At 67.3% G+C, this 13,387-nt stretch carries 10 protein-coding genes; 6 read left to right on the top strand and 4 right to left on the bottom strand.

The window, feature by feature from the left end; all coding sequences use genetic code 11:
- Positions 1-43: 43 nt before the first annotated feature.
- Complete coding sequence (gene ppsA / locus RM530_RS09115) at positions 44-2,455, bottom strand: phosphoenolpyruvate synthase (protein ID WP_311364912.1); 2,412 nt, start codon at positions 2,453-2,455, stop codon at positions 44-46.
- 105 nt (positions 2,456-2,560) lie between these two features.
- The gene (locus RM530_RS09110) at positions 2,561-3,145 is read right to left on the bottom strand and encodes an NAD(P)H-dependent oxidoreductase (RefSeq protein ID WP_311364911.1); all 585 of its coding nucleotides are present in this window, start codon (positions 3,143-3,145) and stop codon (positions 2,561-2,563) included.
- 177 nt (positions 3,146-3,322) lie between these two features.
- On the opposite strand from RM530_RS09110, the gene RM530_RS09105 reads away from it, so the two are divergent.
- The 4 genes from RM530_RS09105 to RM530_RS09090 all read left to right on the top strand — a co-directional run bounded on the left by RM530_RS09105 (position 3,323) and on the right by RM530_RS09090 (position 6,859).
- Complete coding sequence (locus RM530_RS09105) at positions 3,323-4,237, top strand: universal stress protein (RefSeq protein ID WP_311364910.1); 915 nt, start codon at positions 3,323-3,325, stop codon at positions 4,235-4,237.
- 132 nt (positions 4,238-4,369) lie between these two features.
- Positions 4,370-5,074 carry a Crp/Fnr family transcriptional regulator gene (locus tag RM530_RS09100; RefSeq protein WP_311364909.1) on the top strand — a complete coding sequence of 235 codons (705 nt, stop codon included), beginning with the start codon at positions 4,370-4,372 and terminating at the stop codon, positions 5,072-5,074.
- Between the two features lie 11 nt (positions 5,075-5,085).
- Positions 5,086-5,484, top strand: coding sequence for a hypothetical protein (locus RM530_RS09095; protein WP_311364908.1), 399 nt, complete (start codon positions 5,086-5,088; stop codon positions 5,482-5,484).
- Positions 5,485-5,719: 235 nt separating this feature from the next.
- The gene (locus RM530_RS09090) at positions 5,720-6,859 is read left to right on the top strand and encodes a sugar phosphate nucleotidyltransferase (RefSeq protein WP_311364907.1); all 1,140 of its coding nucleotides are present in this window, start codon (positions 5,720-5,722) and stop codon (positions 6,857-6,859) included.
- 18 nt (positions 6,860-6,877) lie between these two features.
- On the opposite strand, the gene glgP is transcribed toward RM530_RS09090, so the two are convergent.
- Entirely contained in the window at positions 6,878-9,358 is a 2,481-nt protein-coding gene (glgP, locus tag RM530_RS09085; protein WP_311364906.1) for an alpha-glucan family phosphorylase, read from the bottom strand.
- A 139-nt stretch (positions 9,359-9,497) separates the two neighbouring features.
- On the opposite strand from glgP, the gene RM530_RS09080 reads away from it, so the two are divergent.
- Positions 9,498-10,076 carry a nitroreductase family protein gene (locus RM530_RS09080; protein WP_311364905.1) on the top strand — a complete coding sequence of 193 codons (579 nt, stop codon included), beginning with the start codon at positions 9,498-9,500 and terminating at the stop codon, positions 10,074-10,076.
- 25 nt (positions 10,077-10,101) lie between these two features.
- On the opposite strand, the gene RM530_RS09075 is transcribed toward RM530_RS09080, so the two are convergent.
- On the bottom strand, positions 10,102-12,777 hold the full coding sequence (locus tag RM530_RS09075) for a bifunctional acetate--CoA ligase family protein/GNAT family N-acetyltransferase (RefSeq protein WP_311364904.1): 2,676 nt from the start codon (positions 12,775-12,777) through the stop codon (positions 10,102-10,104).
- A 198-nt stretch (positions 12,778-12,975) separates the two neighbouring features.
- On the opposite strand from RM530_RS09075, the gene RM530_RS09070 reads away from it, so the two are divergent.
- The gene (locus RM530_RS09070; RefSeq protein WP_311364903.1) at positions 12,976-13,281 is read left to right on the top strand and encodes a ferritin family protein; all 306 of its coding nucleotides are present in this window, start codon (positions 12,976-12,978) and stop codon (positions 13,279-13,281) included.
- Positions 13,282-13,387: the final 106 nt, after the last annotated feature.

Below are 13,387 nucleotides of genomic sequence, written 5' to 3'. Positions count from 1 at the left end.
GCGACGCGTCATTGACATGGATCAAAAACCGTCGCGCACGCCCTCAGCGCACGCCGGTGGCATTGTCGATCGCGACCTCCGCCAGATGCACATTGCGGTTCACGGCAAGGAAGCTCGCCGGATTGACCGAGATCGAATCGATGCCGGCGTCCACCAGAAACCGGGCGAACTCGGGGTGGCTGCTGGGCGCCTCGCCGCACAGGCCCACTGGCGTGTCCACGCTGTGCGCGCGCCCGATCACGTCTTCGATCAGGCGCTTGACCGCCGGATTGTGCTCGGAGAACAGCGGCGCCAGTTCGTCGGAATCGCGGTCCACGCCGAGGGTCAGCTGGGTCAGGTCGTTGCTGCCGATCGAAAAGCCGTCGAAGCGCGCGGCAAAATCCTCGGCCAGAATCACGTTGGCCGGAATCTCGCACATCACGTAGATCTTGAGGCCCCGCTCGCCGCGTTTGAGGCCGTGTTCGGCCATCACCGTCAGCACGTGGTCGGCTTCGTCGACCGTGCGACAGAACGGCACCATCACGATCACGTTGTCGAAGCCCAGCACCTCGCGCAGGCGCCGCAGTGCACGGCATTCGAGCGCGAAACCGTCGCGATAGCGCGGCGAGTAGTAGCGCGAGGCGCCGCGCAGTCCGAGCATCGGATTCTCCTCGTGCGGCTCGAAACCGGCGCCGCCGAGCAGATTCGCGTATTCGTTGGACTTGAAATCGGACAACCGCACGATCACCGGCTTCGGATGGCAGAACGCGGCGATGCGCGCCAGGCTGCTCGCGAGCCGCTCGACGAAGTAGTCGGTGCGGTCGGCATAGCCGCGCGTGAGCTGTTCGATCTGCGCGCGGACCTCGGGGTCGCTGACGCGCTCCGGATGCGCCAGAGCCATCGGATGCACCTTGATCGTGTTGCTGATGACGAACTCCATGCGCGCCAGACCCACGCCATCGGCCGGCAGGCGCCACCAGCGGAACGCCGCCGCCGGGTTGGCAAGGTTGAGCATCAGCTTGGTGCGGGTCGACGGCACATGGTCGAGCGAGATCGATTCGGCGAAGATTTCGGCGTGGCCCTCATACACCTGACCGGTGTCGCCCTCGGCGCAGGACACGGTGATGTCCTGCGCGTCGTGCAGGACCCGCGTCGCCTGACCGGTGCCGATCAGGGCGGGCACGCCGAGTTCGCGGCTGACGATCGCGGCGTGCGAGGTGCGACCGCCGTGATCGGTGACGATGGCCGCGGCCTTGCGCATGATCGGCACCCAGTCTGGATCGGTGTTCTCGGCGACCAGGATCGCACCCTGCGGGAAGTCCTCGACACTGCGCGGGTCGAGCACGATGCAGACCCGGCCGTTGACCGCGGCATCGCCGATCGCCAGCCCCGAGAGCAGCATCGGCCCGGCATCGCTCACGCTGTAGCTTTTCAGTGCCGCATCTTCGCGGCGCTGCGACTGCACGGTTTCCGGCCGCGCCTGCACGATGTAGAGCGCGCCGCTGTCACCGTCCCGGGCCCATTCCATGTCCATCGCCACGCCGTAATGCTGCTCGATGACGCAGGCCCAGCGCGCCAGTTGCAGGATCTCGCTGTCGTCGAGCACGCTGCGCTCACGTTCGGCCACGGAGGTGGCGACGGTGCGTGTGCTCTTGCCGCCTTCGGCCGCATAGACCATCTTGATGGCCTTGCCGCCCACGGTCTTCTCCACGATCGGAACCCGCTCGGGATCGGCCAGCAACGGCTTGAACACCACGTATTCGTCGGGATCGACCAGACCCTGCACCACGGTCTCGCCGAGCCCCCAGGCCGCATTGATCAGCACCACCCGATCGAATCCGGTTTCGGTGTCGATCGAAAACATCACGCCGGAACCGCCACGGTCGGAACGCACCATCTGCTGCACGCCCACCGACAAGGCCACGCTGAGATGATCGTAAGCGCGCGCCTGGCGGTAGCTGATCGCGCGATCGGTGAACAGCGAGGCGTAGCAGCGCTTGCAGGCCAGCAGCAGCTCGGCCTCGCCCACCACGTTGAGATAGGTCTCCTGCTGACCGGCGAAGCTTGCGTCGGGCAGATCCTCGGCGGTCGCGCTGGAGCGCACGGCGACCGACGGCGCCACATCGCCCAGGCGCTCGCCGAGCGCGCGGTAGAACCGCACAACCGCCTCGCTGCTCTCGGCCGGCCAGTCCGCCTGCATGAAGGCGGCCCGGATCGCGGCGCCGGCTTCGGCCAGGCTGATGCGGCTATCGCTCCAGGCCGCGAGCTGCCCGCGGATCAGGGACTCCAGCCCGTTGGACTCGATGAAGCGGCGATAGGCCGCAGCGGTGGTGGCGAATCCCGGTGGCACCCGCACGCCGGCAGCCGTGAGGTTCTGGATCATCTCGCCGAGGGAGGCGTTCTTGCCGCCGACCAGGCCGACATCGTGGCGACTCACCGAATCGAAATCGACGACGGGTGCGGTGGAATCGGTCATGGTCAGCTCTCGGGGGGGATGGACCCTGCAATTCTCATCGCCTGGTCACCGATTTCATTGATCCAGGTCAGGCCGGCGCGCCGCCGGGACGGCCTTGCGCTCCTGCTAGGCCGCCTTGGCACCGGCACGACGCATCCGCTCCAGGCAGCGACGGACGCCGCGTGGCCCGGCCTTTCCGCCGGTGTCGAGATAACTCGTACGAACCGGCGACACGCCGAAGTAGCGGAGCACGTTGCGCACCAGTCCGCGCACCCCGTCGGCACCGAACAGTCGCCAGCGGACGGGCACGGGCCGGCCCATCGTGACCACGAGGTGCGCGGAACGGCCGGCGAGCAGATTGGGGCGCCCCCTCGCCTGCGGATCGAAGGCGAAACCGGGGCGCAGCAACTGTTCCAGAAAGGCCTGAAACGAGGCCGGCATGGTTCCGAGCCACAACGGAAACACGATCAGCAGATGATCGGCCCAGGCGATCGCCTGCTGCGCCGCCACGATCGCCTCCGGTGCCGGCCCGTGCTCCCAATCCTCCTTGCACTGCAGAACAGGACACTCCAGCTGCGCGACGATCACATAGCGCAGCTGATGCCCGGCCTGCGCCGCGCCATCGGCATAGGCGCTGGCGAGGGCATGGCCCAGATGGCTTTCCTCGATATCGGGGTGGCCCTGGATGATGGTGATCCGGCGGCTGCTCATGACGGCCTCTGCTGGCGTTTCGACGTGGCCCCAGCCTAGTCCGCGGTCCCCGGTCCGCATTGACCGGCATCAGTGCCGCCGGCAAGGCGATTGACCCGCGTCAATGTCGATTCTCCCGTAGAGGTGGAGTTTCGAGGGGTGACCGCTGCTTCTGGCGGCCGTGATGGAGAATCCTTTATGAGTCAGTTCAGGCGGATCATGCTGGTCACCGTGGGCGAGGCGCAGCGCTCGCCGGCGCTCGAACGCGCGATCCGGCTCGCCAACGCAAGCGGCGCCGCCCTGCACGTGTGCGTACTCGACGAGTCGGGCTCGGCTCCGGATCGCGAGGCGCTGCTTCAGGAACGGCGGCTCTGGTTCAAGGAAGAGGCGCAGCTTCTGGATGCACCGAACCCGCAATTCACGACCGAGGCGATCAGCGATTCCGATCCGCTGGCTGAAATCCTGGCACACGTCGTCGAGTTCAAGGCCGACCTGCTGATCAAGGACGCGGACCCGGAAACGCCGGCGCGACGCCTGCTGCTGGCGCGGCTCGACTGGCATCTGCTGCGCGACTGTCCGGTTCCGCTGCTGCTGGTGCACATGGGCGCGCATGCCCTGCCGAAGCGCATCGTCGCCGCCGTCGATCTCGATGAGGACGAAGCCCTGAACCGGCACATTGTCGATCAGGCGCTGGCGCTGGCGATCCAGAGCAATGCCGACCTGCATCTGGCCACGGTCTTCGACCCGCTGGTCGCGGCCGAGGCCCTGCCGCCGCTGGTGCCGAACCTGCGCCCGGACCAGTACGCCTCGCTGAGCAAGGGCTCGCGGACTGCCTTCGACAGCTTCGCCGCCGACTACGGCGTGCCGCACCTGCGACGCCATTTCCTGCTCGGAACCTTCAAGCGTTCGATGCGCGAGCTGACGCAGCGCAGCCAGGCCGATGTGCTGGTGCTCGGCACCGCCGGCCACAAGGGCCTGGAGCACCTGCTGCTGGGCGGCTCCGCCAGGGCGCTGCTCGACCATGTGCGCTGTGACGTGTACGTGGTCAAGCCACCGGCGCTGGCCGAAAGGCTGGAGCAGCGCATTCGCGATCAGGCGTCCAAACCGGAATGAACCGTAATGCAAACGAATCCGTCGGCTACGGCCAGCTACGTAGTTTCCGCAGCTTCGTCTCGGAAATACCGAATGGGCGGTCGTGGCTCGCGGCGGCAGACTTTCCTGCAAGCCTTGCGCTACAGGACAGTCATGAGCCACGCCGACACCACCGTCTCCAGCGACGCAGCGAACAATCCCTGCAGCGACTGCGCACGCGCCGGGCACTGCCTCGGCGGCGCGCTGACCGCCGACAGCCTGCACCCGCCACAGGTGGTTCGCAGGGTGGTCGCCAAGGGCGAACACCTCTACCACGCCGGTGATCCGGCCGACACGCTCTACGTGATCCGCGGCGGCGCCACCAAGACCTACGTCTGCTCCAGCGACGGGGAGGAAGAGGTGCGCGGCTTTCAACTCGCCAACGATGCCGCCGGCCTCGAATCGGTCTGCGACCGGAGCTACCACACCAACGCCGTGGCCTTGAGCCGCAGCTGGGTGTGCAAGCTGCCGGCCGCGGCGGTACGCGAGAAGATGACACGCTCGCCCTCGTTCCGCGATCGCGTGCTCTCCAAGCTGTGCCACGAATTCGAACGTCTCTACGGCATGCTGCATCGTGGCCGATGCGCGGCCGACCAGCGCGTGGCCGACTTCCTGGTCACGCAGTTGCGCGGGCAGGACGGCGACATCCGCAGCGAAATCGATCTGCCGATGTCGCGGACCGATCTGGCGCGCTATCTGGGGCTCACCACCGAAACCGTATCGCGCGCATTCACCCGCCTGCAGGAACGCGGCGTGCTCAAGCGCCGCGGCGCGCATTGCGAGATCGTCAATCCCGCTGCCTTGCAGGCATTGAGCTGAGGACCACGACCATGCATCTGCACCCGACCGAAGGCGCGATCGATGATGCTCTGATGCGCATCTTCCGCGACGACCTGATTCCGACGGGCGGTCGGCTGTCGCTGACCACGCTGCAGCAGGAATGGGCCGAGCTGCCGCTGCGCAGCGACGATCTCTACCAGGCGCTGGAACGCCTGACACTGGCCGGTCGCCTCAGCTCGGAATGCGGTTCCGACGGCGTCTACGTCACGCTGACGCCGGATGGAATGCAACGCCTGCGCAGCGTCCCCGGAACGCCGATGGAAATCTGGCGGCGGCTGCGCGACAGCTCCAATCTGGCGGCGCTCGACCGGCGCCCGCGCTCGCCGGCCGGCATCGCCCACAATCGGCGCGCCGACGACCCACACACACCCGTCAACGAGACGCCGTAAGCGAATTGATTCAGGTCAATGCGCAATCCCCATGTCACCCCTAGGATGAAAGGACTCAAGCTGCTCGCTCTTGACGGAGATCCACCACATGCCCCCCGCCACCGCCCTGGAACAGCTCGACCCTACGCCGCTGTCCCGTAGGGACATCCCCGCATCCCACCCAGCACTCGTACGCTCCGCCCCGAGCCCGGCCAGACCGTTGGCACTCTGCCACCGGGTGGCGCCTCGGCCGGACATGAAAGGCGTGCTCGCGCTGGTGCTGGCCGGCGGTCGCGGAACGCGCCTGGGCACGCTCACCGAGCGACGCGCCAAGCCGGCGGTGTCGATCGCCGGGCAACATCGCATCATCGACTTCACGCTGTCGAACTGTCGCAATTCCGGCATCAGTGAAGTCGGCGTGCTGACCCAGTACATGGCTGGCACCCTGGCGTCGCATCTGCAAGCCTGGCGGTCATCGGGGGCCGACGGCGAGACGATCCGCACGCTGGCCGCGCACGGCGAGAACAGCTACGCCGGCACGGCCGACGCGGTCTGCCAGAACCGCGACGTGATCCGCAGCCTGGCGCCCTCGCACGTGCTGGTGCTGGCCGCGGACCACGTCTACAAGATGGACTATGCCGCAATGCTGGCCGACCATCTGCGCCATGACGCACGGCTCACGGTCGGCTGTGTCGAAGTGCCGCTGGCGGAGGCTTCGGGCTTCGGCGTGATCGAGGTCGATTCCGAGCAGCGCCTGCGCGGTTTCGTCGAAAAGCCGCCGTTCCCCAGACCGATTCCCGGCAAGCCGGATCGGGCGCTGGCGTCGATGGGCATCTATCTGTTCGACACCGGGCTGTTGCTGGACCGGCTCGAAGTCGATGCGGCCGACAGCCGCTCGAGCCATGATTTCGGCAAGGACATCATCCCGGCCCTGGTGAGGACCGAACCCCGCCTCTATGCACACAGCCTCAAGGACGTGCGCGACCCGACACGCGCCGGCTACTGGCGCGATGTCGGCACCCTCGATGCCTACTGGCAGACCAGCCTGGAGCTTGCCAGCGCGACACCGCCGCTGGACCTGATCGATGCCACCTGGCCGGTCCGCGCGGTGGGTCGAGACCCGTCCGGCCAGCTGCCGAACGGCGACGTCGAGATTCGCGATTCGGTGGTGTCACGCGACGTGGCGATCGGAGCGGACAGTCGCATCGAGCGCAGCATTCTGCTGCCGGGCGCCCGCGTCGGCGCCGGCAGCAGAATCCGCAACGCCATCGTCGACGAAGGCTGCCACTTGCCGCCGGGCAGCGTCATCGGCCTTGATCCGGAGCGCGACCGGCAACACCACAGCGTCACCTCCAGCGGACTGGTGCTGGTGTCCTCACAGCACCGCGCCACCTGAACGGCAGCGGCTTGCGCCTCAGCGCTGCCAGGCGATCAGACCGCATTCACTCGGCAGCACGGCCTCGGCATGCCAGGGGCGCACGCGCGCCGTGTAGTCGTCCTGTGGGCGCTCGGCGCCGACACGCACGCTGTAGATGTAGCCATGCGCGGCCCCGGTGATCGCGCTTTCGCGCTGCATCGCCAGGCATGTGCCGGGCAAGGCGCACAACTCGACCCTGACCGAATCGGGCGACAGATCGCCCAGATAGACCGGCACATGGAACAGCCAGTCCTCGCCTTCGCGCCGGGCTTCGACCTCGCCGAAATGCACGTGGTCCCAATGCCGCTGCAAGGCCTCGGACCAGGCCTGCAACTCGTGCGCGAGCGCGCCGCCGTCGGCCAGCCGCCGCCGATATGCGGTGGCGGCCGGACGGTAAAGCTGTTCGACATAATCCCGGAGCATGCGATTGCTGCTGTAGGCTGGCGTCAACTGCGACAGGCTGGCGCGCATGCGCGCCACCCAGGCCTGCGGAATGCCGTCCGCGTCGCGTTCGTAGAATGCCGGCACGACCTCGTTCTCGAGCAGGCGATAAAGCGTTTCGGCGTCGAGCGCATCGCCGTCGCCGTCGATCGCCCAGCCCACCTCGGGCGTGTAGGCCTCGGCCCACCAGCCGTCGAGCACCGACAGGTTGAGCCCGCCGTTGACCAGCACCTTCATGCCGCTGGTGCCGCAGGCCTCGTAGGGCCGTGACGGCGTGTTGATCCACAGGTCCACGCCCTGCACCAGTTGCGCGGCGATGCCGAGATCGTAGTCGGCGAGGAACACCACATGGCCACGAACGCCCGACCGATGCGTGAACTGCTGCCACTGCTCGATCAGATGCTTGCCCTCGGTATCGTCGGGATGTGCCTTGCCGGCCACGACCAGTTGCACCGGCCGGGTTGCGTCGAGCAGCAGGCGTTCCAAGCGCTCCGGTTCGCGCAGCAGCAGATTGGGCCGCTTGTAGGCGGTGAAGCGCCGCGCGAAACCGAGCGTCAGCGCATTCGGGTCCAGCACCTCGGCGGCTTCGGCGATGTGCTGCCGCGTCTCCCCGCGCAGGCCGCGCTGCGCGCCCAGCACCTGCCGCACATGACGAACCAGACTGGCGCGACGTGCGCCGGCAAACTCCCATAGCTGCGCGGCCGACAAGTCGCACAGCGGCTCGTGCAGGTCCGCGGCATCACCCTTCCAGCGTGCCTTGCCGCAGGACTGGGTCCACAGCGCATCGGACTCGCGCGAGTCCCAGCTCGGCACGTGCACACCGTTGGTGACATGGCCGATCGGCACCTCGTCCAGCGGCCAGCGCGGGAACAGCCTCGAAAACAGCGCGCGGCTGACATCACCATGCTGGCGGCTGACGGCATTGGTGTGCGCGCAGCCGCGCAGCGCCAGATAGGCCATGTTGCACGGCTCCGCATCGTCGTCGGGATCGGCACGGCCGAGTCCCAGCAGTTCGTGCAGCGCCAGATCCGAGAATTCCGTATAGGCACGCGCATACTTGCGCACAAGCTCCGGCGCAAAGCGATCGAACGCGGCATCGACCGCGGTATGCGTGGTGAAGACATTGCCGGCACGGGCCACCCACCAGGCTTCGCGGAAATCGAGCCCGTGCTTCTGCGCCAGGAAGCGGGTGCGTTCGAGCACGGCGAAGGCGGAATGGCCTTCGTTGAGATGGCAGATCTCGGGTTCGATACCAAGCACTTCGAGCAGCTTGCAGCCGCCGACGCCGAGCACGTACTCCTGTTGCAGGCGCGGCTCCTGTCCGCCCGAATACAGCTTGGCGGTAATGCCGCGATCCTGCGGTGCGTTGAACGGATCGTTGCTGTCGAGCAGGTACAGGCGCACGCGTCCCACCTCCACCAACCACACGCGCAGCCGCACGGTCCGGCCCGGCAGCAACAGTTCGATGGTCAGCGGTGAACCGTCCGCCTCGGCCACCGCTTGTAACGGCAGCTGCCAGGGATCGTTGCCGGGATAGGATTCCTGCTGGCGGCCCTGCGGGTCGATCAACTGGCGGAAATAACCTTCGCGATACAGCAGGCCGATGCCGACCACCGGCAGGCCCAGATCGCTGGCGCTCTTGAGATAGTCGCCGGCCAGCACGCCGAGACCGCCGGCATACAGTGGCAAGGCTTCGCTGATCCCGAATTCCAGGCTGAAGTAGGCGATGCCGGCGGGGCCGTCCGCGCCCCGTGCCGCCGCGTACCAGCCAGGCTCCTGCAGATAGCGCTCACGTTCCGCCAGCAGCTGCGACAGCTGCGCCACGAAATCCTGATCCCTGGCGAGGGTCTCCAGGGTTTCCCGGGACACGCTCTGCAACAACATCCAGGGATTGCTTTCGCGTTCCCACAGGCTGGCATCGAGGCGCCGCCACAAGCGGTCCGCCGCATGATTCCAGGACCAGCGCAAATCAAGCGCCAGGGTGGCCAGCCCGGCAAGCGGCTCCGGCAGCGAGCCGGTCTGAAAGAAAATCGACATGCGGCCATTGTGCGGCTCCGCCCCTCACGCCCACCTTGACGGCCGTCAATTTGACGGCCGTCAATGCCACCACCGCGCACGCGGACAAAGCTGTGGCCGCCCTATCCAAGACGGTCGCCAGCGGCCACGCGAGCAGACGATGAAACTGATGGAAACCCTGTCCGGCCGGCGCGCGGTGCGCGCCTTTCTACCCGAGCCGGTCGACCCCGAGGTGTTGCTGGAGCTGGTGGCGGCGGCGAGCAATGCGCCGAGCCATCTTAATCAGCAGCCCTGGTCGTTCAGTCTGAGCGCCGACCCCGCCACGGTGTCCGAACTGTCGCGCCGCGCCAAGCAGCATCTGCTGACCTCCCTGCGCCGCCGCTCGCCGTTCTTCGGCCAGCGCGAGGAGCTGAAGGCGCCGGAGCACGAACTGTTCTACGGCGCACCGGCCCTGATCGTGGTCTGCGCCACGCAGCCCGGCGCGCTGGCCGACGCCGGCTGCGCCATGGCCGCCTACTCGATCATGCTCGCCGCGCACAGCATGGGCCTGGGCAGTTGCTGGGTCAGCACCGCGCTGCCCTGGCTGGATTCCAGCGACGGCCGCAAGGCGCTCGGCATTCCACCGGACTACCGGCCGATCGCACCGATCATTCTCGGTGGACCGGCCGGCACGCCGCTGTCTCCGGGCCGTTTCGAGCCGCGCGTGCGCTGGATTGCGCAAGCCGCCTCCCCGGCCTGAGGGTTCGCGACGGGCGACGCGTTCCTCAGGCCGGCTTCGCGTCCGCCTGCAAGGCCAGCCGGATCTCGCGGGTGTCGTCGCCGCGCTCGGCTGGCAACTGCTCGAAGCCGAGTTCCTGGGCCAGGTCCAGCATGCGCCGGTTTTCGGCGAGTACCGTGCCAATCAGAAATTGGGTGCCCTGTTCGCGCAGCGTCCGAATCAGCTTGTTCATCAACAGCAGACCCAGTCCGCCACCCTTGAGCCCCGAGCGCACGATGATTCCGAATTCCGCTTCGATGTTGTCCGGGTCGCTCAGCGCCCGCGCCACGCCCAGCGTCCGTTCGACGCCATCGACGCATTCCACGGCCACGAAGGCCGACTCGCGTCCGTAGTCGATCTGCGTCAACCGCGCCAGTTCGCTGTGCTCGATATGGCGGCGGCTGTTGAACACGCGCAGGCGCACATCCTCAGGGGCGAGGCTGGCCAGGAATTCCAGATGCTGGGCCTCGTCCTCGGCGCGGATCGGCCGCAACAGCAGCTCGCGTCCCTCCCAGCGCACCGATTCGACCAGTTGCTGCGGATACGGCCGGATCGCGAAATGCGGGACACCGGCCGGCGCGCGCGCATCCAGCCGCACGCGCGCATCCAGCGCGATCACGCCGGCGTCGTCGGCGATCAACGGGTTGATGTCGAGTTCCGCGATTTGCGGCACATCGGCCAGCAGCTGCGAAATATTGATCAGGACGCGCTCGATCGCCTCGCGGTCGGCCGGCGGCCGGCCACGGTATCCGGCCAGGCGCCGCGCAACGCGCGTACGTTCGATCAAGGCCCGCGCCAGTGGACTGTTCAGCGGCGGCAGCCCGATCGCGCGATCCGCGAGCAATTCCACGGCGGTGCCACCTTCGCCGAACAGGATCACCGGCCCGAACACGGCATCGATGCTGGCACCGACGATCAGCTCCTGCGCCTGCGACCGCTCGACCATGGCCTGCACCGAAAAGCCGTCGATATGGGCGTCGGGCTTTGCTGCGCGGACACGCTCCAGCATCGACGCCGCCGCGCTGCGCACCGCATCCTCGTTCTCCAGGTGCAGCGCAACCCCGCCAACATCGGATTTGTGGGTGATGTCCGGCGACAGAATCTTCAGGGCCACCGGCAATCCGATCGCCTGCGCCGCCTCGGCCGCAGCTTCCGGCTGCGGGTCGCAGCGGCGCGTCTCGACCACGGCAATGGCGTAGGCCGCCAGCAGCGCCTTGGCTTCCGGCTCGCTGAGCCAGTCACGGCCGGCCGCGAGCGCCTGCGCGACGATCGCGCGCGCCGCCTCCGGGTCCACGACCCTGGAGGGGCCAGCAACCGCCGGAGTTTCCAGCAGCTGCGCCTGGTTTTGCCGATAGCTACGCAGCATCGAGAACGCACGCACCGCCACCTCGGGCGTCGCATAGTCGGCAATGCCGCCTTCGCGGAACAGCGTCCGTGCCTGCACCACCGCCGTATCACCGAGCCAGCACCCCATCAGCCAGGGCGGTTGATGCCGGGCCAGCGGCAGCATGGCGCGCGCGATCTCCAGACTCGGCACGATCGCCGTTGGCGCGTGCACGAACAGCACCGCACCGCCGGGCATGTCGTCGGCCAGCACGCGCAGCGCCGCCTGGTATCGCTCCACCGGCGCGTCGCCGATGATGTCCACCGGATTGCCGTGTGACCAGCCGGCCGGCAGTTCCGCATCCAGCCGCCGCAGCGTGTCGGCGGACAGTTCGCTCAACGGTACGTCCAGAGACGCCGCGGCGTCGGCCGCCATCACCCCGGCCCCGCCGCCATTGGTCAGCACCGTCAAAGTATCGGCGAGATTGCCGCGGAAATGCGCCAGCGTCTCGGCCGCCAGAAAAAGATCCTGAAGCGTGTCCACGCGCAGCATGCCGGCGCGGCGAATGGCCGCATCGAACACGATGTCGGAACCGGCCAGCGCACCGGTATGCGAGGCAGCGGCACGACCGCCCGCGCTGGATCGGCCAGCCTTGACCACGATCACCGGCTTGTTGCGGGCCGCCGCGCGCGCCGCGCTCATGAACTTGCGCGAAGCCTGCACCGACTCGATGTACAGCAGGATCGCCCGCGTCTTGGGATCACTGGCGAGAAAATCCAGAAGATCGCCGAAATCCACATCGGCCTGCTCGCCCAGCGAAATGAAATGCGAAAACCCGATGTCGCGGGCACGCGCCCAGTCCAGCATCGCCGTCACCAGCGCGCCGGATTGAGAGACGAAAGCCAGCTCGCCGGGTCGGGCGTCCAGGTGCGCGAAACTCCCATTGAGGCCAATATGCGGCGCCAGCGCGCCGATGCAGTTCGGCCCCAGCACGCGCAGCAGATAAGGCCGCGCCGCATCCAGCATCGCCTGCTTCTGCGCGGCATTCAGGCCGCCGCTGATCACGATCGCCGCGCGTGTACCCCGCGCGCCGAGTTGCGCGATCAGTCCCGGCACCGTCGCCGCCGGCGTACACACAACGGCCAGTTCCGGCACCTGCGGCAAGGCATCCACACTGGCGTAGACCGGCTCACCGTCGAGTTCGTGATACTTCGGATTGAGCGCATAGCGCGCCCCGGAAAAACTGCCGTTGCGCAGATTGCGCCACACCGTAGCGCCCACGCTGCCGGGCCGGGACGAGGCACCGATCGCCACCACCGAGGCGGGATCGAACAGGGAATCCAGATTGCGTATTGTCATGGGCTGCTTCGGAATGCCGGCCATGCCGACGAGGCCCGGTCAGGGTAGGCCGTTGCGCCAGCGGCGCCCTTGTCCTGCGTCAATTTCCCGCGAAGCGGTAGACCGAGCGTTTGACACGGATCAATGCCGAATCCGAACAGATGCCTAAACTCTCGGGATCACCTATCAATTCGACATTCGGCACGAGGACAAACAGCCATGGCGATGGAACAACTCCACGAAGCGGCTTCGGACATGAGCCCGCAGACCCGCGACATGCACCGCGCACTGTCGTCCCTGATCGAAGAGCTGGAAGCCGTGGACTGGTACCAGCAGCGCGCCGACGCCTGCCAGAACGAAGAACTCAAAGCGATCCTCCAGCACAACGGCAACGAGGAAAAAGAGCACGCGTCAATGCTGATCGAATGGATACGCCGCAACGATCCCAAGTTTTCGAAAGAGCTGAAGGACTACCTCTTCACCGAACGCAGCCTCGCACACGACGCCGCCCATTCCCCGGAATAGTCCGACCATCCGTAGGGTGGGCAGAGCGTAGCGTGCCCACGCGGATCGACCGACCGCGCTGCGGGGTCAGAAAGCCGGCGGTGCTTACATCCAGGCAAGGCGTGGG

It is taken from the genome of Banduia mediterranea (assembly GCF_031846245.1).
In the GTDB taxonomy this organism is placed as follows: domain Bacteria; phylum Pseudomonadota; class Gammaproteobacteria; order Nevskiales; family Nevskiaceae; genus Banduia; species Banduia mediterranea.
The sequence above is the reverse complement of the archived record's forward strand: the minus strand, read 5'-3'. Positions and strand labels throughout refer to the sequence as shown.

Bases quoted from the DNA above. Each gene is read 5' to 3' on its own strand.
- ppsA (WP_311364912.1), bottom strand. From the start codon at position 2,455: ATGACCGATTCCACCGCACCCGTCGTCGATTTCGATTCGGTGAGTCGC.
- RM530_RS09110 (WP_311364911.1), bottom strand. From the start codon at position 3,145: ATGAGCAGCCGCCGGATCACCATCATCCAGGGCCACCCCGATATCGAG.
- RM530_RS09105 (WP_311364910.1), top strand. From the start codon at position 3,323: ATGAGTCAGTTCAGGCGGATCATGCTGGTCACCGTGGGCGAGGCGCAG.
- RM530_RS09100 (WP_311364909.1), top strand. From the start codon at position 4,370: ATGAGCCACGCCGACACCACCGTCTCCAGCGACGCAGCGAACAATCCC.
- RM530_RS09095 (WP_311364908.1), top strand. From the start codon at position 5,086: ATGCATCTGCACCCGACCGAAGGCGCGATCGATGATGCTCTGATGCGC.
- RM530_RS09090 (WP_311364907.1), top strand. From the start codon at position 5,720: ATGAAAGGCGTGCTCGCGCTGGTGCTGGCCGGCGGTCGCGGAACGCGC.
- glgP (WP_311364906.1), bottom strand. From the start codon at position 9,358: ATGTCGATTTTCTTTCAGACCGGCTCGCTGCCGGAGCCGCTTGCCGGG.
- RM530_RS09080 (WP_311364905.1), top strand. From the start codon at position 9,498: ATGAAACTGATGGAAACCCTGTCCGGCCGGCGCGCGGTGCGCGCCTTT.
- RM530_RS09075 (WP_311364904.1), bottom strand. From the start codon at position 12,777: ATGACAATACGCAATCTGGATTCCCTGTTCGATCCCGCCTCGGTGGTG.
- RM530_RS09070 (WP_311364903.1), top strand. From the start codon at position 12,976: ATGGCGATGGAACAACTCCACGAAGCGGCTTCGGACATGAGCCCGCAG.